The organism is Streptomyces pactum (assembly GCF_016031615.1).
In the GTDB taxonomy this organism is placed as follows: domain Bacteria; phylum Actinomycetota; class Actinomycetes; order Streptomycetales; family Streptomycetaceae; genus Streptomyces; species Streptomyces pactus.
This window is the reverse complement of the sequence record NZ_JACYXC010000001.1, coordinates 656,407-677,957: the sequence shown is the minus strand read 5'-3', so window position 1 is coordinate 677,957 and position 21,551 is coordinate 656,407. Positions and strand designations below refer to the sequence as shown.

9 protein-coding genes and 3 rRNA genes are annotated in these 21,551 nt (G+C 71.1%); 8 read left to right on the top strand and 4 right to left on the bottom strand.

Going from position 1 to position 21,551, the window contains the following annotated elements; genetic code table 11:
* Positions 1-24: 24 nt before the first annotated feature.
* The 3 genes from IHE55_RS02700 to IHE55_RS02690 all read right to left on the bottom strand — a co-directional run bounded on the left by IHE55_RS02700 (position 25) and on the right by IHE55_RS02690 (position 6,077).
* A complete protein-coding gene (locus IHE55_RS02700) occupies positions 25-1,746 on the bottom strand; it encodes an EAL domain-containing protein (protein WP_197987541.1) in 1,722 nt (573 codons plus the stop codon).
* 412 nt (positions 1,747-2,158) lie between these two features.
* On the bottom strand, positions 2,159-2,965 hold the full coding sequence (locus IHE55_RS02695) for a M15 family metallopeptidase (protein ID WP_197987540.1): 807 nt from the start codon (positions 2,963-2,965) through the stop codon (positions 2,159-2,161).
* A gap of 652 nt (positions 2,966-3,617) precedes the next feature.
* Entirely contained in the window at positions 3,618-6,077 is a 2,460-nt protein-coding gene (locus tag IHE55_RS02690) for a glycoside hydrolase family 31 protein (protein ID WP_197987539.1), read from the bottom strand.
* Between the two features lie 211 nt (positions 6,078-6,288).
* Between IHE55_RS02690 and IHE55_RS02685 the strand changes: the two genes are divergently transcribed.
* Complete coding sequence (locus IHE55_RS02685; RefSeq protein ID WP_197987538.1) at positions 6,289-8,301, top strand: acetoacetate--CoA ligase; 2,013 nt, start codon at positions 6,289-6,291, stop codon at positions 8,299-8,301.
* Between the two features lie 183 nt (positions 8,302-8,484).
* On the opposite strand, the gene IHE55_RS02680 is transcribed toward IHE55_RS02685, so the two are convergent.
* Positions 8,485-9,816: an aminotransferase class I/II-fold pyridoxal phosphate-dependent enzyme gene (locus IHE55_RS02680; RefSeq protein ID WP_197987537.1), complete on the bottom strand. Its 1,332-nt coding sequence runs from the start codon at positions 9,814-9,816 to the stop codon at positions 8,485-8,487.
* A 48-nt stretch (positions 9,817-9,864) separates the two neighbouring features.
* On the opposite strand from IHE55_RS02680, the gene IHE55_RS02675 reads away from it, so the two are divergent.
* The 7 genes from IHE55_RS02675 to IHE55_RS02645 all read left to right on the top strand — a co-directional run bounded on the left by IHE55_RS02675 (position 9,865) and on the right by IHE55_RS02645 (position 21,415).
* Positions 9,865-11,346, top strand: coding sequence for an MFS transporter (locus IHE55_RS02675; protein ID WP_197987536.1), 1,482 nt, complete (start codon positions 9,865-9,867; stop codon positions 11,344-11,346).
* 10 nt (positions 11,347-11,356) lie between these two features.
* Positions 11,357-12,283, top strand: a complete 927-nt coding sequence (locus IHE55_RS02670; protein WP_197991745.1) for a DUF8829 domain-containing protein — start codon at positions 11,357-11,359, stop codon at positions 12,281-12,283.
* Positions 12,284-12,907: 624 nt separating this feature from the next.
* A 16S ribosomal RNA gene (locus tag IHE55_RS02665) occupies positions 12,908-14,436 on the top strand.
* Between the two features lie 282 nt (positions 14,437-14,718).
* Positions 14,719-17,845 (top strand): 23S ribosomal RNA (locus IHE55_RS02660).
* A 72-nt stretch (positions 17,846-17,917) separates the two neighbouring features.
* A 5S ribosomal RNA gene (gene rrf / locus IHE55_RS02655) occupies positions 17,918-18,034 on the top strand.
* Together the 16S, 23S and 5S rRNA genes form the textbook arrangement of a ribosomal RNA operon.
* A 146-nt stretch (positions 18,035-18,180) precedes the next feature.
* The gene (clsA, locus tag IHE55_RS02650; protein ID WP_197991744.1) at positions 18,181-18,792 is read left to right on the top strand and encodes a cardiolipin synthase ClsA; all 612 of its coding nucleotides are present in this window, start codon (positions 18,181-18,183) and stop codon (positions 18,790-18,792) included.
* A gap of 124 nt (positions 18,793-18,916) precedes the next feature.
* Positions 18,917-21,415 carry a mannose-1-phosphate guanyltransferase gene (locus IHE55_RS02645; RefSeq protein WP_197987535.1) on the top strand — a complete coding sequence of 833 codons (2,499 nt, stop codon included), beginning with the start codon at positions 18,917-18,919 and terminating at the stop codon, positions 21,413-21,415.
* Positions 21,416-21,551: the final 136 nt, after the last annotated feature.

Sequence of the window (21,551 nt, the reverse complement as noted above, 5' to 3'; positions counted from 1 at the left end):
GTCGGCGTTCCGGCGCACCGGGCGTCAGCAGCCCGTCGCGGCCCGGCACGCGGTGTCCGGCACCGCCGGCGCCCCGGCGGCCGGGGGCCGGCCCGCCTGCGGCACCGGGCGCCCCCGCCGCGCCTCCTGCCGTGCCGGGTCCGGGCCGCCGACCACCCAGCTGGCCCCGCGCAGCGCCTTGGCCGCCTTCTTCAGCGGCGCCAGGCAGGCCGCCGCCCGGTGGTGGTCGGGCAGACCGCCGGGCGGACAGACCACGGTGGCCAGCGACAGGGTCACCGGCAGCTCCCCGGCCGACCAGGGCACGTCGAGCACCGCGGCGGCGACGGGGGCGGGGCCCTCGGGCCCGTCCGCGTCGGTCAGGACCAGGAAGTCGTCACCGCCGATGTGCCCGACCCGGACCGCCTCCCGCCCCGCCGCCGTCCCTCGGCCAGCGCCCGCCCCACCCGCGCGGATCAGCTCGTCGCCCGCCGCGAACCCGGCCCCGTCGTTGACCTGCTTGAAGCCGTCGATGTCCAGCCAGCTCAGGGCGAACGGCCGGCCCTGGGCGATCCGCCGGTCCACCTCGGCGTTGACGGTGTCCGAGCCGGGCAGCCGGGTCAGCGGGTTCAGCCGCGCCGCCTCCTCCACCCGGCTCTCCGCCAGCGCCCGCACCACGTCCGCCAGGTGCACCACCCCCACGCAGCGGCCCGACGCGTCCACCACCGCCACGTCGTCGGCGGTCCGCGACCACTCGTCGGCCGCGACCACGTCCAGCACCTCCCAGGCGGTGGCGTCGGCGCGGACCGTGCGCGGACGGTCCGCCAGCCGCGCCGCCGGCCGGTCGGCGTAGAGCGCGTGACCGTACCGGCCGGACAGGGAGAGCAGGAACCGGTCCCGGTGGACCGCCCGCACCGGCACCCCCTCGGCGTCCACCAGCACCACCCCGGCGACCCCCGGCGAACCGGTGAGCAGGGTCCGTACCTGGCCGGCGGACACGGTGAGCGGCAGCAGCGCGGCCGGCTGGACGAACTGCGCGATCCGCGGCCCCCGCGGGCCGGGCCCTACGGGCCGCGCCGCGGCGCCGGGGCGGCGGATCCCGGTGGCCGGGCGGCGTGCCGCCGGCGCGAAGAGGTTCCCCTGCGCCAGCTGGGCCCCCGCCTCCCGCGCCGCGGCGCACTGCCGCTCCGTCTCCACCCCCTCCACCGCCAGCAGCGCCCCCAGCCCGTCGCACAGCTCCCGCAGCGCGGCCACCGCGGCCCGCGCGGAGACGTCCCGGGGCAGGTCGGCGATCAGCACCCGGTCCAGCTTCACCAGGTCCGGGGCGAGCCGGGTGAGCAGCCGCAGCGGCAGATCGCCCTCACCCACCCCGTCCGCGCAGACCCGGAACCCCGCCTCGCGCAGCTCGGCCACCCCGGCCAGCAGGGCGGAGGAGACCACCGGCGCGTACGGCGGCACCAGATCGACGGTGATCTCGCACGGCCGGCGCCCGGTCTCCCGTACCGCCCGGCACAGCGGCGCCAGCCGCGGCGGCGCCGCCACCGTCGCGGCGAAGACGTTCACATGGAGCGGGAGCAGCACCCCGGCCCGCGCGGCGGCCCGCACCGCCCGGGCGGCCAGGTCCGCGTCCACGCCCGGGTCCCGGCGGGCCCGGGACAGCACCCCGGAGTGCTCCGGGCGGGCCAGCACCTCCAGCGCGACGACCGAGGAGGTACAGAGGTTCACCACGGGCTGGTAGGCGAATCCGAGGGCGTCCGTCCAGGGGCTCACGGCAGCCAGGATGGCGGGCCCCCGGCGGAACCGGCCGACGGTTCACCCGGAGTTCACACCGCTTTCCGGAGCGCGCACCGGCTCCGCGCGCCCCCCGCCGGCGCCGGCACACGACCCCCCGTACCCCACCCCGCCCCATCGGCCGACGCCGGCCGGAGTGGGGCGGCGATCCGGTCCCGGTGACGGCACGGCCCGGGCCTCGCCGGCACGCCCCGCGACGGCGTGCCCCGGGGCGTGCGCCGGCACGCGGTCGACGGGCGGAGGGGGCGTGCCCGGCCCGCCGGCCGGGCCCCGCGGCGAGGCGGTACAGAGGGCAACCATCCCGGGGGGTCGTGCGTCCAGTTCAAGTGACCGGCCGGACGGGGCCCACGGGGGTGGTCCCGATCGGCCGGTCACCACCGGGTCCGGCGCGTCAGCGGCCGGTCAGGGACCGGCGGGCGACGGGGAAGTCGAAGTAGGTGTCCGGGAACGGCTCCGGCCGGTAGGTGTAGTGCCACCACTCCTCGGGCAGGTTGACGAACCCCACCGCCTCCAGCGTCCGCTTCAGCAGCAGCCGGTTGGCCCGCTGCTCCCCGGTGATCCGCGGATCGAGCGTGTGGGAGAGCGGGTCGAAGCAGTCGAAGCCCGTCCCCATGTCCACCGAGTTGTCCGGGAACCGCTGTTCCCGCGGCGCGTAACAGGGCACCAGCGGCTCCCCGGGCACATACGGACGGGTGGGCACCACCGGCAGCTTCACGATCGTCACGTCGAGGGTGCTGCCGCGGCTGTGACCGGACCGTTCGGCGATGTACCCGTCGAGGAAGAGCCGGGACTTGTCCACGTCCGGGTAGAACTCCTCCTTCATCGCCTGGTCGTCCAGGTCCTCCGCCCAGGCGACGAAGTGGTCCACCGCGCGCTGCGGCCGGTAGCAGTCGTACACCTTGAGCGTGTACCCCCGGGCCAGCAGCGTGCGCTGCGCCGCGCTCAGCGCCTTCGCCGCCGGACGGGTCAGCACGCACATCGGCCGGCGGTAGCCGTCGATCGGCCGCCCGGTGAAGTTGTGCCCGGTGACGTAACGGATCTCCTGCACGATCGTGGGGTCCACGTCGCTCAGGGCGACGAACTCCGGCGGGGCCTTGGGTTCCGGGCGGGCGTGCGCCGGCGCGGAGGCCACGGTGGCGGCGAGCAGCGCGGCGACGGGCAGGGCGAGGGCGCGGAGCGCGCGGGGGAGTCTCGGCATGGCCCTGTGAGTTATCAGTCGGCCGGATGCCGGGCAAGGGCCCCGGGCCGCTCCGTACGTCCGCGAGGTCCCTGCGTCCGTGAGGTCCCCGCGTTCGTGAGGCCCGCGGCGTCCGCGAAGCCCGTGGTGGCGTGCCCTCCGGCGGGGTGCCTCCGGCGGGGTGCCTCCGCCCCCGCGACGCGCGTCCGCCGATGCCCACGAACACCCCACCGACGCTCACGGCTGTCGCGTCGCCGCCGGCGCGTCACCGCCGATGCGGCGCCGGCATACCGCCGGTCCCTCCCGGATCCTGCCGCCCGCGCCGTACGCCTCCGCGGCTCCGCGCCGCCCCCCGCGCGCCTCGGCCCGCCGGCCGCCCGTCGCCCCTGTCGCCCAGCCGGACGGTGCCCCGCCACCGCCCGTCCCGGCTGGCCCCGGCCCGCGCCGGGCGTCGCCCCGGCGTGCTCCCGCCCGCTCCGGCACCGGCGCGCCGTACGCCCCCGGCGTGCTCCGCCGCCGGCCCGGCATCGGTGCGCCCTCGCCCCGGAACCGGCGCCCGCGCGCCGCCCGCCCGCCGGTCGCGACCCGCCCCCGCCCCGGTACCGGTACACACCCGCACCGGCCCGCCGGGGCCCGCCACCGGCACCTCGCGCCCGCCACACACCGCGCCCCGCTACACCTCCCGCACCCGCACCCGGAGGCCCACCTGCCGGCCCCCCTCGCGCTCCACCACCACCCGTCCGTCCCGCAGCCGGGTGGTGAAGCGCGCCGTCACCGGGCCGGCCCCGTCCCCGCCGCCGTCGGTGATCAGCAGGCCGCCTCCGGTGCGCCCCGCGACCGGGGGCCACACCTCCAGCTCCACCTCGCCGTCCGCCCCCGCCACCGGCACCACCGAACCGGCCCGGGCCAGCACCGCCGCCCGGGACAGCGGCACCTCCACCCGCGCCCGGCCCGGACCGTCGAAGGCCTGCCCGGTCACCACGTCGTACCAGCGGCCGCGCGGCAGCGGCACCGACCGCCGGCGCTCGCCCTCCGCCAGCGCCGGCGCCACCAGCAGCGAGTCGCCCAGCAGGAAGGCGTCCTCGCAGTCCCGAAGCGCCCGGTCCCGCGGCTGCCGCCACCACACCGGCCGCACGTACGGGGCGCCGGAGCGCTGCGCCACGTGCGCCAGGGTGACGAAGTACGGCATCAGCCGCTGCCGCTCCCGCAGCGCCGCCGCGGCGTGTTCCAGCACCTGCGGACCGAACGCCCACGGCTCCCGCGGCCCGGCCCAGGACGGCCCGCGGGTGCGGAACAGCGGCAGGTGGGCCGCCAGCTGGAACCAGCGCAGGTACAGCTCGGGGGAGGGGTCGCCGGTGGCGCCGCCGATGTCCGGGCCCGAGAACGGCACCCCGCACAGCCCGAGCCCCACCACCGCGGCCAGCGAGGTCCGCAGCCCGGGCCAGCCGGTCGGGATCTCCCCGCACCAGGCGCCCCCGTACCGCTGCAGCCCGGCCCAGCCGGACCGCGACAGCAGGAAGGGCGGCTCGGTGGGCCGCAGTTCGCGCAGCGCCCGGTGGCCGGCCCGGGCCATCGCCAGGGCGTAGACGTTGTGCGCCGCGCGGTGGTCCCCGCCCCGGCCGTCCAGGTCGTGCCGGGCGGAGCGCGGCAGCGTCGGGTCGCCGAAGGCCGCGAACGACACCGGCTCGCACCCGTCGTGGCACACGCCGGCGAAGCCCCGCGCCGCCGTCTGCGCGTACAGCCCGCCCCACCACTTGCGCACCCGCGGGTCGGTGAAGTCCGGGAACACCACCTCGCCCGCCCGCCCGGCGCCACGGACCACCCGGCCCCGGGCGTCCCGGACGAAGGCGTCCTCGGCCGCCCCGCCGTCGTACACCGGGTCCCCCGGTTCGGCCGGCACCGCCGGTTCCACGGTCGCCACCAGCCGGACCCCCAGCTCCCGCAGCCGCTCGGCCGGTCCCGGCGGACCGGGGAGGTGCCCGGCGCCCGGGGCGGCCGCGCCGGGCACCGACGGGTGGCCGGCGGCCAGGTGGAGCGCCGCCAGCGGCAGCCCGCGCTCGCGGTAGCCCGCCGCCACCCGCAGCATCCGCTCCTCGTCGCCGAGCCCCGGGCCCCCGTGGTGGTGGCCCAGCGCCCAGCGCGGCGGCAGCGCGGGACCGCCGGTGAGCGCGGCCCAGCCGTGCAGGACCCGGGCCGGGGTGCCGACGATCACCCAGGAGCGCAGCGGTCCGCCGTCCATCCGCAGCTCACAGCCGCCGGGCCGGTCGTGCCCGGACCCCATGCCCTCCTCGCCCTCCCGGAGGGTCACCGTGCCGTCCCAGGTGTTGTCGTGGAACACCAGGTGGGTGCCCGCGTCCGCCACCACCAGCTGCACCGGCATGGTCAGGTGCGGCGGGCGGTCCGCCGGCGCCGCACCACCGCGCGGGCCGGTGTTCCACAGCCGGTACGCGCCGTCCCGCAGCCGGAGGCCGGCCGGTCCGCCGCCCAGCCCGAAGAAGCGGGCGTCCGCCGCGACCTCGGACCGCTGCACCCACCGCGGGCCGTCCGTCCCCCCGGCCGGGCCGGCACCGTCCGCCGCCGGCCCGTAACCGTCCCCGCGGGGCCCCGGCGCCCGCGCCGCCTCCGGGCCCCGCCGCGCGCCGCCGTCCGCCGCCGGCCCGCCACCGTCCGGCTCCGGGTCCCACCAGCGCGGCGGCAGGTCCCGGCGGAGCGGTACCCCTCCCGGGGTGCGCAGCTCCACCGCGCCCGTCCGGGAGATCACCACGGTCACGCGCTCGGAGACCACCCGCCAGCCGCCGGCGGTGTCCGGTTCCAGCACCGCCCGCTCGTCCGCCTCCGGACACCGGCCGTCCAGCGCGTACGACGGCTCCGGCCCGGCGCCGTCCCAGCCGAAGAACACCGCGCCGCCCACGGCCACCCGCACCTGAAGCGCGGACCGCGCGAACCACACCACCCCGCCGCCGGGCCGCGGCTCGGCACCCCGCGCCTGCCCGGGCACCCGGGCGCGGGTACCCCGCTGCCGGGGCAGGCCGGCCGCGTCGGCACGGTGCCGCCGCCATGCCGACCGCACCGACCGCAGCCCCTGCGCCGTACCGACCACCCTCACCGACCGCACCAGGTCACGCGCATCCATGCGGCTGAGACTGCCACCGCCGAAGGCCCGGCGAAGCCGCGTTCAACTGTCGTTCACCCACCGTCCGCACACATCATGTGATCTTCCTGTGTGGGGGGCGGCCCTGGTGTGCGCGGTGATCGCATGGCATCGTCTGCTGAGCCGCGTCACACGCACATCCTCGCGGGTGCGCGCGCTGACGCACACGACGCGCACAGCCCGGGAGCCGATCATGACGACCGAACCGCAGCCCGCGACCCAGCCGGAACCCCTGTGGCGACCCGGGGACGACCGGATCGCCGGCGCCCAGCTCACCCGCTTCCAGCAGTGGGCGGCGCAGCGGCACGGCGCCCCCGCCGCGACCCCCGGGGACCCGGTGGGCAGCTACGCCGACCTGCACCGCTGGTCCGTGACCGAGCTGGAGCGCTTCTGGCAGGCGGTCGCCGAGTGGTTCGACGTCCGTTTCACCACGCCCTACCGCACGGTGCTCGCCGACGCCGCGATGCCCGGCGCCCGGTGGTTCCCCGGCGCCACCCTGAACTACGCCGAACACGCGCTGCGCGCCGCCGAGGACCCCGCCCGCGCCGCCGCGCCGGCCCTGCTGTACGTGGACGAGAGCCACGAACCGGTGCCGGTGAGCTGGGCCGAGCTGCGCGACCAGGTCGGCTCGGTGGCCGCGGAGCTGCGCCGGCTCGGGGTGCGTCCCGGCGACCGGGTCAGCGGCTACCTCCCCAACATCCCGCAGGCCGCCGTCGCGCTGCTCGCCACCGCCGCGGTCGGCGCGGTGTGGACCTCCTGTGCCCCGGACTTCGGCGCCCGCAGCGTGCTCGACCGGTTCCAGCAGGTGGAACCGGTGGTGCTGTTCACCGTGGACGGCTACCGCTACGGCGGCAAGGAGCACGACCGCACCGAGGTGGTCGCCGAGCTGCGCCGGGAACTGCCCTCCCTGCGCGCCGTGGTGCACATCCCGCTGCTGGGCACCCCGGCCCCCGAGGGGACGCTGGAGTGGGACGCGGTGGCCGGGGAGCCGACCGCCCCGGAGTTCGAGCCGGTGCCGTTCGACCACCCGCTGTGGGTGCTGTACTCCTCCGGCACCACCGGGCTGCCCAAGGCCATCGTCCAGTCCCAGGGCGGCATCCTGCTGGAGCACCTCAAGCAGCTCGGCCTGCAGACCGACCTGGGCCCCGAGGACCGCTTCTTCTGGTACACCTCGACCGGCTGGATGATGTGGAACTTCCTCGTCTCCGGCCTGCTCGTCGGCTCCACCGTGGTGCTCTACGACGGCAGCCCCGGCCACCCGGACACCGGCGCCCAGTGGCGGGTCGCCGAGCGGACCGGCACCACCTGCTACGGCACCTCCGCCGCGTACATCATGGCCTGCCGCAAGAAGGGGGTGCGGCCGGCGCGGGACTTCGACCTGTCCCGCGTCAGGTGCGTGGCCACGACCGGCTCCCCGCTGCCGCCGGACGGGTTCCGCTGGATCCACCAGGAGGTGGCCGAGGACCTGTGGATCGCCTCGGTCAGCGGCGGCACCGACGTGTGCAGCTGTTTCGCCGGCGCGGTGCCGACCCTGCCGGTGTACATCGGCGAGCTGCAGGCCCCCTGTCTGGGCACCGACCTCCAGGCCTGGGACCCGCAGGGCCGGCCGGTCACCGACGAGGTCGGCGAGCTGGTGGTGACCCGCCCCATGCCGTCCATGCCCATCCACTTCTGGAACGACCCGGACGGCAGCCGCTACCGGGACAGCTACTTCGAGATGTTCCCCGGCGTGTGGCGGCACGGCGACTGGATCACCCTCACCTCGCGCGGCAGCGTGGTCATCCACGGGCGCTCCGACTCCACCCTCAACCGGCAGGGCGTCCGGATGGGCTCGGCCGACATCTACGAGGCGGTGGAGCGGCTGCCGGAGATCCGCGAGTCGCTCGTCCTCGGCGTGGAGCAGCCGGACGGCGGCTACTGGATGCCGCTCTTCGTCCACCTCGCCGAGGGCGCGGTCCTCGACGACCGGCTGCGCGACAAGATCAAGCACACCATCCGGGAACAGCTGTCGCCCCGGCACGTCCCGGACGAGGTGATCGAGGTCCCCGGGGTGCCGCACACCCTCACCGGCAAGCGCATCGAGGTCCCGGTCAAGCGGCTGATGCAGGGCACCGCCCTGGACAAGGCGGTCAACCCCGGCTCGGTGGACAACCTGGAACTGCTCCGGTTCTACGAGCGCATCGCCCGGGACCGCGCCACCGGCTGACCCGGACACCGCCGATCAGGACACCGGCCGGCCCTGTCACCGGGGCCGGACCGGTCACCGGTCGGGACGGGACCGCCCACCGCGCGCCGCCCCGCCCCGGCCGGTCACCGTCCTCAGGCCCGTCACCGTTCCCGGCGGGTCGGCGCCCGGAGCCCCGCCCGGGCCGTCCGGCGGCGGGCCGGCTCAGCCCCCGTACGTCGCCTGGGACTCCGCCAGCACCGCGGCGAGGTCCGCGGCGAGCCGCACCCCGTCCGCCGGTGCCAGCTGCGCCGTGGTGATCCGCACCCCGGGCGGGGCCGCGATCCGGAACCGGGCCCCGGCCGCGACCCACCAGCCGCGGGTCCGCAGCCCGCTGACCACCGCCGCCTCGTCGCGCACCGGCACCCAGACGTTCATCCCGCTCGCCCCGTGCGCGCCGATCCGGTGTCCGGCCAGGGCGGACAGCAGCGCGGTACGCCGCTCCGCGTAGACCTCGCGGGCCCGGCCGACCAGGGCCGAGGTCGCAGGGTCGGACATCAGCCGGGTCACCGTCTCCTGGAGCACATGGCTCACCCAGCCCGAAGTGAGCAGCAGCCGGCCGTCGTGCCGCGCCAGCGTGGTCGGGTCGCAGGCGAGCGCCGCCCAGCGCAGGTCCGTACCCAGGTACTTGGTCACCGTGCGCACCTGGGCCCACCGGGCCGGCCGCGCCGCCGGCCCGCCGGCGACCAGGGAGTGCAGCGGCGCCCCCGCGATGTCCGCCGCGTGGTCGTTCTCGATCACCAGCACCTCCGGCGCCGCCGCCAGCACCTCCTGCAGCGCGTCCCGGCGCCCGGCGGAGAAGCAGCCGCCGTACGGGTTCTGCGACCGCGGACTGCAGATCACCGCCCGGGCCCCGGCCCGCAGCGCGCCGCGCAGCGCCTCCGGCCGCATGCCCTCGTCGTCCACGGCCACCGGCACGGTGCGTAGCCCAAGGGCCGGAACCAGGTCGAGCAGGTGGTGGTACCCGGGGTCCTCCATCGCCACCGCGTCGCCGGGCCGCAGCTCGACCGAGAGCAGCCGCGCCGCGCAGTCCAGCGCGCCGTGCGCGAAGGTGACGTGCTCGGCGGGGACCCCGTCGGCGGCGAACCAGTCCCGGGCCAGCCGCTCCAGCGGTGCCATCCGCGGCGCCGCGCGGTGCGACCGGGCGCCGGGGGAGAGCCGGGCCGGGGGCAGCAGCGCGGGCAGGAACGCCGGGTCGGGGTGGCCGCCGGCCAGATCCCGCACCCCCTCCGGCACCACCGGCGGTCGGCGTGAGGCGACCGCCGGGGAGGCGGCGATCACCGTCCCGGCCCGGCCGCGGGTGACCACGATGCCGCGCCGGCGCAGCTCCTGATAGGTCGTCGCCACGGTGCCGGGGCTCACCCCCAGCCGCTCCGCCAGCCGCCGCACCGGCGGCAGCGCGGTGCCCGGGGGCAGGCCGCCGTCGGCCACGCCCCGCTCGATGGACGCGGCAATCCCCTTGGCGTTGGTACCGGTGATCTCATATTGTGTCGCCACAGAACAGATATTGTATCAATACAAAATAGATGTCAAGGGGGAATCCGGGTGCGCCGGCCAACCAGTCCCACCGCGCTCCGCGACCGCATCCCCGGCGGCCCCGACGGCCGCCGGATGCTCGCCGTCACCCTCGTCGACCGGATCGGCTCCGGACTGTGGGCCGCCACCGCCGTCCTGTACTTCACCTATGTCGCCCGGCTCGGCACGGCCGAGATCGGCCTGATGCTCGCCGTCTCGGGCGCGATCGGCATCGCCGGCCCGCCCCTGGCCGGCCACCTCGCCGACCGCCTGCCGCTGCGCCCGCTCCTGGTCACCGTGCAGGCGGTGCGCGCGGTGGCCTCGCTGGCCCTCCTCACCACCACCGACCTGACCCTGCTCACCGCCGTCACCGCGGTCGGCAGCCTCGGTGACCGGGCCTCCTCGGTCCTCACCAAGCTCTACGCGACCCGGGTCGCCGGTCCCGCCCGCGCCCGCTACCAGGCCGTCAACCGCACGGTCGCCAATCTCGGCTGGGCGGTGGGCGGGCTCGCCGCGGCCGGTGCCCTGGCCGCCGGGACCACCGCCGTCTACCGCTTCCTGCTCCTCGGCGACGGCCTCTCCTTCGTCCTGGCGGCCCTGCTCACCCTGCGCTGCCAGGAGCCGCCCCCGGCCTCGCGCGTCGTGGCGGCCGGCCGCCACGCGGCCACGGACACTCCGCCCGCCGCCACGGACACTCCCTGCGCGGAGGCGAAGGCTCCGGACGCAGGGGAGGGCGCACCGGACGCGGCGGGCCGGGCCTCCGGCGCGCCCGGTGCGGCGGCGGACGCTCCGGCAGGGGCCGCGGGTGCGTCCGGCCGGCGTCCCGGCGGACGCGGCACCCCGGCGGCCGGTCCCGGGACGGCACCGGCCGCCCGGGCGAACCCCTGGCGCGACCGCCCCTACCTCGCCTACACCGCCGGTGACGCCGTCCTCTTCCTCGACGACTCCGTCTTCAAGGTCGGCCTGCCGCTGTGGACCGTCACCGCCACCAGCGCGCCGCACGGCCTGGCCCCGCTGCTGATGGTCCTCAACAACGTCCTGGTGGTGCTCCTCCAGGTGCCGTGCGCCCGGTTCGGCGCCACCCCCCGGGCCGCCCGGCGGGCGCTGCTGCCGCTGGGCGGGGTGTTCCTGGCCGGGGCGCTGGCCCTCGCCGCGTCGGCCACCGGCCCGTCCTGGGCCGCCTGCACCGCCCTGGTGCTGGCCGCCACCGCCTTCACCCTCGCGGAGATCCTGCACGCCACCATCTCCTGGGAACTCTCCGTAGCGCTCGCCCCCGCCGAGGCCCAGGGCGCCTACCTGGGCGTCCACAGCCTCGCCCAGGCGGTCCAGCGCAGCGCCGGTCCCCTCGCGGTGACCACGGCGATCGCGGTCGGCCCGGCCGGCTGGGCCGCCCTCGGCGGCCTCCTCGCCGCGACCTGCCTGGCCCAGCGCCGTCTGGTCCGCGACCACACGGAGCCGGTGATGTCAGTGCCCCCGGTTACGGTGAGTGAGCATCGATCCACAGCTCACTGAGGGGGAGAACATGGCACCCAGCGACAACGGGGGCAGGCGGCACCACCGGAGGGGGCACGGCACCCGCCGGGCGCTGCGCCGGGAGGCGCCGAGCACCGTGGCCCTGCTGGCGGACGAGGCGGACTTCGCGGCCATGCGCCGGTACACCTCGTTCGGCTTCGACGACCACCGGAGCTATCTGCGGCAGGCGGAGGGCCTGTTACAGGACCTCGCCGCCCGGGAGCTGCACACCACGGTCGCGCTCTTCGACCCGGCGGAGTACGCCGAGTACTGCGCGGACGCCGGCCTCGACCCCGATTCGCCGGGCAGCCGCACCCGGTACGTCGCCGAGGTGGCGGCCGCCGGCGGCACCGTGCCCTACACCGGCCAGCCCGTCCGGGACCTGCTGCCCGAGCTGCTCCGCGCCGTCACCCGCCGGGCCACCGCCGACACCGCCACCGGGCTGCTGCTCCGGGCCGGCGACTGCCCGGACTGCGGCGAGGACCTGGGCGAGGCGGCCCTGCGCCGGGCCGGACTGCTGCTCACCCGGCTGCTGGAGGCGGCCGGACCCGGCGACCACCATCTGGTGTGCAGCGTCGCGACCCGGCGCGGCTCGCTCACCGCGGCCCTGAGCGCCACCGTGCCGGCGGGCGCCGACGGCTCCGCCGGGCCGCCGCTGGCCGGTGAGGAGGAGGCCCTGGTCTTCGGCACCGTGCTGGCCGCCGGGATCGCCACCGGCGGTCCTGCCGGGCTGGTGATGCGCACCAGCCCGGACGGCCGGCCCGACGCCCTCCGCGGCTGGGCCCTGGACGACGACGGCTGGCTGCGCCCGCTCAGCGAGGCGGAGGTCTTCGCGGCCTACTGCACCGACGTCTTCACCGGTGAGCCGGTCCCGCCCGAGCACGGCGTGGAGTACCGCGGCGGGTTCCCGCTGCCCCGCCCCGAGCAGGAGGAGTGAGCGAGCGCCGCGGTGGCGCACCCGCCCGCCGTCCGTCCGGCCGACGCCCGGGCCCCGCCGCCGGTGCGGCGGGCCTGACCTGGGCAGTCATGCGCCGGCACGGGCGGCGGCGGCCGGTCCGGATGGTGCCGAACGGGGCGGGTGGCACCCGTTCGGCCGGATCCGACCCGAACAGATTTGCCTCCACCCGATCGGCGCTGTACTGTCGTATTCCTGCTTCGGACGGGGCGCCGCGGACTGAATGGCTGCGAGCGAACGAACCGGAGCGGCACTCCATCAAAGCTTGATCCATATCCTGGATCGTCTTTCTGTGCGCCATCGTGTTCACGGAAAGCGGCGGTCAGGGAGAGGGAAAAAGCCTGATAGAGTCGGAAACACCGAAGGGAAGCGCCCGGAGGAAAGCCCGAGAGGGTGAGTACGAAGGAAGCGTCCGTTCCTTGAGAACTCAACAGCGTGCCAAAAGTCAACGCCAGATATGTTGATACCCCGTCTCCGGGCCGGTGAATGGCCGGGAGTCGAGGTTCCTTTGAAGAAACACACACAGCGAGGACGCTGTGAACCGTCGGGACTATTCCTCCCGGCGGTTCCGCTCAACGCGAGTGATGCCCCGAGTACGGGGAAGCATTCACGGAGAGTTTGATCCTGGCTCAGGACGAACGCTGGCGGCGTGCTTAACACATGCAAGTCGAACGATGAACCCGCTTCGGTGGGGGATTAGTGGCGAACGGGTGAGTAACACGTGGGCAATCTGCCCTGCACTCTGGGACAAGCCCTGGAAACGGGGTCTAATACCGGATATGACGCGTGACCGCATGGTCTGCGCGTGGAAAGCTCCGGCGGTGCAGGATGAGCCCGCGGCCTATCAGCTTGTTGGTGGGGTAATGGCCTACCAAGGCGACGACGGGTAGCCGGCCTGAGAGGGCGACCGGCCACACTGGGACTGAGACACGGCCCAGACTCCTACGGGAGGCAGCAGTGGGGAATATTGCACAATGGGCGAAAGCCTGATGCAGCGACGCCGCGTGAGGGATGACGGCCTTCGGGTTGTAAACCTCTTTCAGCAGGGAAGAAGCGAAAGTGACGGTACCTGCAGAAGAAGCGCCGGCTAACTACGTGCCAGCAGCCGCGGTAATACGTAGGGCGCGAGCGTTGTCCGGAATTATTGGGCGTAAAGAGCTCGTAGGCGGCTTGTCACGTCGGATGTGAAAGCCCGGGGCTTAACCCCGGGTCTGCATTCGATACGGGCAGGCTAGAGTTCGGTAGGGGAGATCGGAATTCCTGGTGTAGCGGTGAAATGCGCAGATATCAGGAGGAACACCGGTGGCGAAGGCGGATCTCTGGGCCGATACTGACGCTGAGGAGCGAAAGCGTGGGGAGCGAACAGGATTAGATACCCTGGTAGTCCACGCCGTAAACGTTGGGAACTAGGTGTGGGCGACATTCCACGTTGTCCGTGCCGCAGCTAACGCATTAAGTTCCCCGCCTGGGGAGTACGGCCGCAAGGCTAAAACTCAAAGGAATTGACGGGGGCCCGCACAAGCGGCGGAGCATGTGGCTTAATTCGACGCAACGCGAAGAACCTTACCAAGGCTTGACATACATCGGAAAGCGCCAGAGATGGTGCCCCCCTTGTGGTCGGTGTACAGGTGGTGCATGGCTGTCGTCAGCTCGTGTCGTGAGATGTTGGGTTAAGTCCCGCAACGAGCGCAACCCTTGTTCTGTGTTGCCAGCATGCCTTTCGGGGTGATGGGGACTCACAGGAGACTGCCGGGGTCAACTCGGAGGAAGGTGGGGACGACGTCAAGTCATCATGCCCCTTATGTCTTGGGCTGCACACGTGCTACAATGGCCGGTACAAAGAGCTGCGATACCGTGAGGTGGAGCGAATCTCAAAAAGCCGGTCTCAGTTCGGATTGGGGTCTGCAACTCGACCCCATGAAGTCGGAGTCGCTAGTAATCGCAGATCAGCATTGCTGCGGTGAATACGTTCCCGGGCCTTGTACACACCGCCCGTCACGTCACGAAAGTCGGTAACACCCGAAGCCGGTGGCCCAACCCCTTGTGGGAGGGAGTCGTCGAAGGTGGGACTGGCGATTGGGACGAAGTCGTAACAAGGTAGCCGTACCGGAAGGTGCGGCTGGATCACCTCCTTTCTAAGGAGCACATGGCCGACTGCGAGCGAATGTCTCGCACGGTTAGCTCATGGGTGGAACGTTGACTATTCGGCGCATCTGGTTCGGTGGAACCACTAGTACTGCTTCGGCGTGGAACGTGGGTCTGATCGGCCGGGTGGGCCGGGCACGCTGTTGGGTGTCTGAGGGTGCGAGCGCTGCTCGCCCTTCTCGATGCCGGTCTCGGTGAACTCCGCACGTGGTGTGGGGGTGACGGGGGACGGGTCGTTGTTTGAGAACTGCACAGTGGACGCGAGCATCTGTGGCCAAGTTTTTAAGGGCGCACGGTGGATGCCTTGGCACCAGGAACCGATGAAGGACGTGGGAGGCCGCGATAGGCCCCGGGGAGCTGTCAACCGAGCTGTGATCCGGGGGTGTCCGAATGGGGAAACCCGGCAGTCGTCATGGGCTGTCACCCGCTGCTGAACACATAGGCAGTGTGGAGGGAACGCGGGGAAGTGAAACATCTCAGTACCCGCAGGAAGAGAAAACAACCGTGATTCCGGGAGTAGTGGCGAGCGAAACTGGATGAGGCTAAACCTTGAGTGTGTGATACCCGGCAGGGGTTGCGCTCAGGGGGTTGTGGGAATGAGCTTCAGTCGTCTGCCGGCGGCTGGGCGAGTCAGAAACCATTGCGATAGGCGAAGGGCATGCGAAAGGCCCGGCGTAGAGGGTAAGACCCCCGTAGCTGAAATCGTGGTGGCTTGCTTGCTCATCTCCCAAGTAGCACGGGGCCCGAGAAATCCCGTGTGAATCTGGCGGGACCACCCGCTAAGCCTAAATATTCCCTGGTGACCGATAGCGGATAGTACCGTGAGGGAATGGTGAAAAGTACCGCGGGAGCGGAGTGAAATAGTACCTGAAACCGTGTGCCTACAAGCCGTGGGAGCGTCGCACATCGAGCTTGCTCGGTGTGTCGTGACTGCGTGCCTTTTGAAGAATGAGCCTGCGAGTTTGCGGTGTGTTGCGAGGTTAACCCGTGTGGGGAAGCCGTAGCGAAAGCGAGTCCGAATAGGGCGGTTGAGTAGCACGCTCAAGACCCGAAGCGGAGTGATCTAGCCATGGGCAGGTTGAAGCGGAGGTAAGACTTCGTGGAGGACCGAACCCACCAGGGTTGAAAACCTGGGGGATGACCTGTGGTTAGGGGTGAAAGGCCAATCAAACTCCGTGATAGCTGGTTCTCCCCGAAATGCATTTAGGTGCAGCGTCGTGTGTTTCTTGCCGGAGGTAGAGCACTGGATAGGCGATGGGCCCTACCGGGTTACTGACCTTAGCCAAACTCCGAATGCCGGTAAGTGAGAGCGCGGCAGTGAGACTGTGGGGGATAAGCTCCATGGTCGAGAGGGAAACAGCCCAGAGCATCGACTAAGGCCCCTAAGCGTACGCTAAGTGGGAAAGGATGTGGAGTCGCAGAGACAACCAGGAGGTTGGCTTAGAAGCAGCCACCCTTGAAAGAGTGCGTAATAGCTCACTGGTCAAGTGATTCCGCGCCGACAATGTAGCGGGGCTCAAGCGTACCGCCGAAGTCGTGTCATTGCAGTACATACCCCCAACGGGGACTGTGATGGGTAGGGGAGCGTCGTGTGCCGGGTGAAGCAGCACCGGAAGGTAGTTGTGGACGGTTCACGAGTGAGAATGCAGGCATGAGTAGCGATTCACACGTGAGAAACGTGTGCGCCGATTGACTAAGGGTTCCTGGGTCAAGCTGATCTGCCCAGGGTAAGTCGGGACCTAAGGCGAGGCCGACAGGCGTAGTCGATGGACAACCGGTTGATATTCCGGTACCCGCTTTGAAGCGCCAAACATCGAGGCGAGCGATGCTAAGTCCGTGAAGCCGCCGGGTGATCCTTCGGGTGATCTCGGAGTGGTGGAGCCGATGACCCAGACTTGTAGTAGGTGAGTGATGGGGTGACGCAGGAAGGTAGTCCAGCCCGGGCGGTGGTTGTCCCGGGGTAAGGGTGTAGCCCGAGAGATAGGCAAATCCGTCTCTCATATGAGGGTGAGACCTGATGCCGAGCCGATTGTGGTGAAGTGGATGATCCTATGCTGTCGAGAAAAGCCTCTAGCGAGTTTCATGGCGGCCCGTACCCTAAACCGACTCAGGTGGTCAGGTAGAGAATACCGAGGCGTTCGGGTGAACTATGGTTAAGGAACTCGGCAAAATGCCCCCGTAACTTCGGGAGAAGGGGGGCCATTTCTGGTGATCCGATTTACTCGGTGAGCTGGGGGTGGCCGCAGAGACCAGCGAGAAGCGACTGTTTACTAAAAACACAGGTCCGTGCGAAGCCGTAAGGCGATGTATACGGACTGACGCCTGCCCGGTGCTGGAACGTTAAGGGGACCGGTTAGCTTGGTTTCGACCAGGCGAAGCTGAGAACTTAAGCGCCAGTAAACGGCGGTGGTAACTATAACCATCCTAAGGTAGCGAAATTCCTTGTCGGGTAAGTTCCGACCTGCACGAATGGCGTAACGACTTCTCGACTGTCTCAACCATAGGCCCGGTGAAATTGCATTACGAGTAAAGATGCTCGTTTCGCGCAGCAGGACGGAAAGACCCCGGGACCTTTACTATAGCTTGATATTGGTGTTCGGTTCGGCTTGTGTAGGATAGGTGGGAGACTGTGAAGCATGCACGCCAGTGTGTGTGGAGTCGTCGTTGAAATACCACTCTGGTCGTGCTGGATGTCTAACCTGGGTCCGTGATCCGGATCAGGGACAGTGTCTGGTGGGTAGTTTAACTGGGGCGGTTGCCTCCTAAAGGGTAACGGAGGCGCCCAAAGGTTCCCTCAGCCTGGTTGGCAATCAGGTGTTGAGTGTAAGTGCACAAGGGAGCTTGACTGTGAGACCGACGGGTCGAGCAGGGACGAAAGTCGGGACTAGTGATCCGGCGGTGGCTTGTGGAAGCGCCGTCGCTCAACGGATAAAAGGTACCCCGGGGATAACAGGCTGATCTTCCCCAAGAGTCCATATCGACGGGATGGTTTGGCACCTCGATGTCGGCTCGTCGCATCCTGGGGCTGGAGTCGGTCCCAAGGGTTGGGCTGTTCGCCCATTAAAGCGGTACGCGAGCTGGGTTTAGAACGTCGTGAGACAGTTCGGTCCCTATCCGCTGTGCGCGTAGGAGTCTTGAGAAGGGCTGTCCCTAGTACGAGAGGACCGGGACGGACGAACCTCTGGTGTGCCAGTTGTTCTGCCAAGGGCATGGCTGGTTGGCTACGTTCGGGAGGGATAACCGCTGAAAGCATCTAAGCGGGAAGCCTGCTTCGAGATGAGGGCTCCCACCCACTTGATGGGGTAAGGCTCCCAGTAGACGACTGGGTTGATAGGCCAGATATGGAAGCCGGGTAACCGGTGGAGTTGACTGGTACTAATAGGCCGAGGGCTTGTCCTCAGTTGCTCGCGTCCACTGTGTTGGTTCTGAAGTAACGACCGTGTTGTGTCCGGTTGGTTAACTTCATAGTGTTTCGGTGGTTATTGCGTTAGGGGAACGCCCGGTTACATTCCGAACCCGGAAGCTAAGCCTTTCAGCGCCGATGGTACTGCAGGGGGGACCCTGTGGGAGAGTAGGACGCCGCCGAACAATTTTTCTGGCTCCGGTCGGGACTTCAAGTCCCGACCGGAGCCTTTTTGTATGTCCGGGACGCTCAGGGCCCCGGTGCGGAGCGCGGTGTGTCAACCGGTAAAGTCAGGGGGCATCATCGGCACGTTCCCACAGGAGGCCCCCGGGTGGAGGTCCAGGAGACGCGCGTCCAGACCGACCGCGTCCTCACCATCCCGAACATCCTCAGCATGGCCCGCCTGGTCGGCGTGCCGCTCTTCCTGTGGCTGATTCTGCGGCCCGAGTTCGGCGGGCCGAAGAGCGACGGCTGGGCCCTGCTGGTACTGGCCCTCAGCGGCGTCAGCGACTATCTCGACGGGAAACTGGCCCGCCGCTGGAACCAGATCAGCAGCCTGGGCCGCATTCTCGACCCGGCCGCCGACCGGCTCTACATCCTGTCCACCCTCATCGGCCTGACCTGGCGCGACATCCTGCCGCTGTGGATCACCGCGGTACTGCTCGCCCGTGAACTGGTACTGCTGGTGATGGTCGGACTGCTGCGCCGGCACGGATATCCCCCGCCCCAGGTGAACTTCCTCGGCAAGGCGGCGACGTTCAACCTGATGTACGCGTTCCCGTTGCTCTTGCTGAGTGATGGAAGTGGCTGGCTGGAGTCACTCGCTGCTATTTTCGGATGGGCGTTCGCCGGATGGGGTACAACGCTGTACTGGTGGGCAGGAATCCTTTACGTGGTCCAGGTCCGTCGCCTCATCAAGGCGGACACCACAGCAGCCGACTGAGCGCACCGATGCAGCGGCCCGAGCGGAGGCCGGATTCTTCCCCACCGCGGTGATGCGTGGGCCGTCCTGACAGGGGCAGTCGGTATGGCATGACCGTCGTCTCCTGGAGGAGGACCCTTCCGACATGAAGGCCGTCGTGATGGCTGGTGGCGAAGGAACCCGGCTTCGCCCCATGACCTCAAGCATGCCCAAGCCACTTCTTCCGGTCGCCAACCGGCCGATCATGGAACACGTCCTGCGGCTGCTGAAGCGGCACGGGCTGAGCGAGACCGTGGTGACCGTCCAGTTCCTGGCCTCTCTGGTCAAGAACTACTTCGGGGACGGTGAAGAGCTCGGGATGGAGCTCTCCTACGCCAACGAGGAGAAGCCGCTCGGTACCGCCGGGAGCGTGAAGAACGCCGAGGAGGCACTGAAGGACGACGCCTTCCTGGTCATCTCCGGCGATGCGCTCACCGATTTCGACCTGACCGAGCTCATCAATTTCCACAAGGAGAAGGGCGCACTCGTCACGGTGTGCCTGACCCGTGTACCCAATCCGCTGGAATTCGGTATCACCATCGTCGATGAAGAGGGCCGGGTCGAGCGATTCCTGGAGAAGCCCACCTGGGGACAGGTCTTCTCCGACACCGTGAACACGGGCATCTACGTGATGGAGCCCGAGATCTTCAACTATGTCGATCCCGATGTTCCCGTTGACTGGTCCGGTGACGTCTTCCCGCAGCTGATGAAGGAAGGCAAGCCCATCTACGGCTATGTGGCCGAGGGCTACTGGGAGGACGTCGGCACCCACGAGAGCTATGTGAAGGCCCAGGCCGACGTCCTCGAAGGCAAGGTGGACGTCGAACTCGACGGGTTCGAGATCTCCCCGGGCGTCTGGGTGGCCGAGGGCGCCGAGGTGCACCCCGACGCGGTGCTCCGCGGCCCGCTCTACATCGGCGACTACGCAAAGGTGGAGGCCGGCGCCGAGATCCGGGAGCACACCGTCGTCGGCTCCAACGTCGTCGTCAAATCCGGCGCCTTCCTGCACAAGGCCGTGGTGCACGACAACGTGTACATCGGGCAGCAGAGCAATCTGCGCGGCTGCGTCATCGGCAAGAACACCGACATCATGCGCGCCGCGCGGATCGAGGACGGCGCGGTCATCGGCGACGAGTGCCTGGTCGGCGAGGAATCCATCGTCCAGGGCAACGTGCGGGTCTACCCGTTCAAGACCATCGAGGCCGGCGCGTTCGTCAACACCTCGGTCATCTGGGAGTCCCGCAGCCAGGCCCAGCTCTTCGGCGCCCGCGGGGTCTCCGGCATCCTCAACGTCGAGATCACCCCGGAGCTGGCCGTCCGGATCGCCGGCGCCTACGCCACCACGCTGAAGAAGGGCGCCACCGTCACCACCGCCCGGGACCACTCGCGGGGCGCCCGGGCGCTCAAGCGCGCGGTGATCTCCGCCCTCCAGGCGAGCGCGATCGACGTCCGCGACCTGGAGAACGTGCCGCTGCCCGTCGCCCGGCAGCAGACCGCGCGCGGCAGCGCCGGCGGCATCATGATCCGTACCTCCCCCGGGGTGCCGGACTCGGTGGACATCATGTTCTTCGACGAGCGGGGCGCCGACCTGTCCGGGGCGAGACAGCGGAAGCTGGACCGGGTGTACGCCCGTCAGGAGTACCGTCGCGCCTTCCCCGGCGAGATCGGTGACCTGAGCTTCCCGTCCAGCGTCTTCGACTCCTACACCGGGTCACTGCTGCGCGCGGTGGACACCAGCGGGATCGCCGAGTCGGGTCTCAAGGTCGTCGTGGACGCCTCCAACGGCAGCGCCGGCCTGGTCCTGCCCAGCCTGCTGGGGCGGCTCGGGGTGGACGCCCTGACCATCAACCCCGGACTGGACGAGACCCGCCCCACCGAGACCGAGGAGGCCCGGCGCGCCGGGCTGGTGCGGCTCGGTGAGATCGTCGCCTCCGCGCGGGCCGCCTTCGGCGTGCGTTTCGACCCCGTGGGCGAACGGCTCTCCCTGGTCGACGAGAAGGGCCGGATCATCGAGGACGACCGCGCCCTGCTGGTGATGCTGGACCTGGTCGCGGCCGAGCGGCGCAGCGGCAAGGTGGCGCTGCCGGTGACCACCACCCGGATCGCCGAACAGGTCGCCGCGTACCACGGCACCCAGGTGGAGTGGACCACCACCTCGCCCGACGACCTCACCCGGGTCGGCCGCGGCGAGACCACGATCTTCGGCGGCGACGGGCGCGGTGGCTTCATCATCCCCGAGTCCAGCAGCGTCTTCGACGGCGCCGCGGCCTTCGTCCGGCTGCTCGGCCTCGTGGCCCGTACCCAGCTGACCCTGAGCCAGATCGACGCCCGTATCCCGCGCGCCCATGTGCTCCGCCGGGACCTGGTGACCCCCTGGGCGGTCAAGGGCCTGGTGATGCGCCGGGTCGTCGAGGCCGCCGGGGACCGGTCCGTGGACACCACCGACGGGGTCCGGGTGGTGGAGAGCGACGGCCGCTGGGTCATGGTGCTGCCCGACCCGGCCGAGGCCGTCACCCATCTGTGGGCCGAGGGGCCGGACGACGCCTCCGCCCAGGCCCTGCTGGACGAGTGGTCCCAGATCGTGGAGGGCGCCGGTCCCTCCTGACCGCACCGCCCCGGCGGCCGGGCTGCCGCCGGGGCCGCCCGACGACGTCGCCAGGGCCGGACGGGGGCCGGGACACCGCACGGGGGTCCCGGCCCCCGTCCGGCCCGTAGATCCGGCACGCCGGTGGGGCCATTGG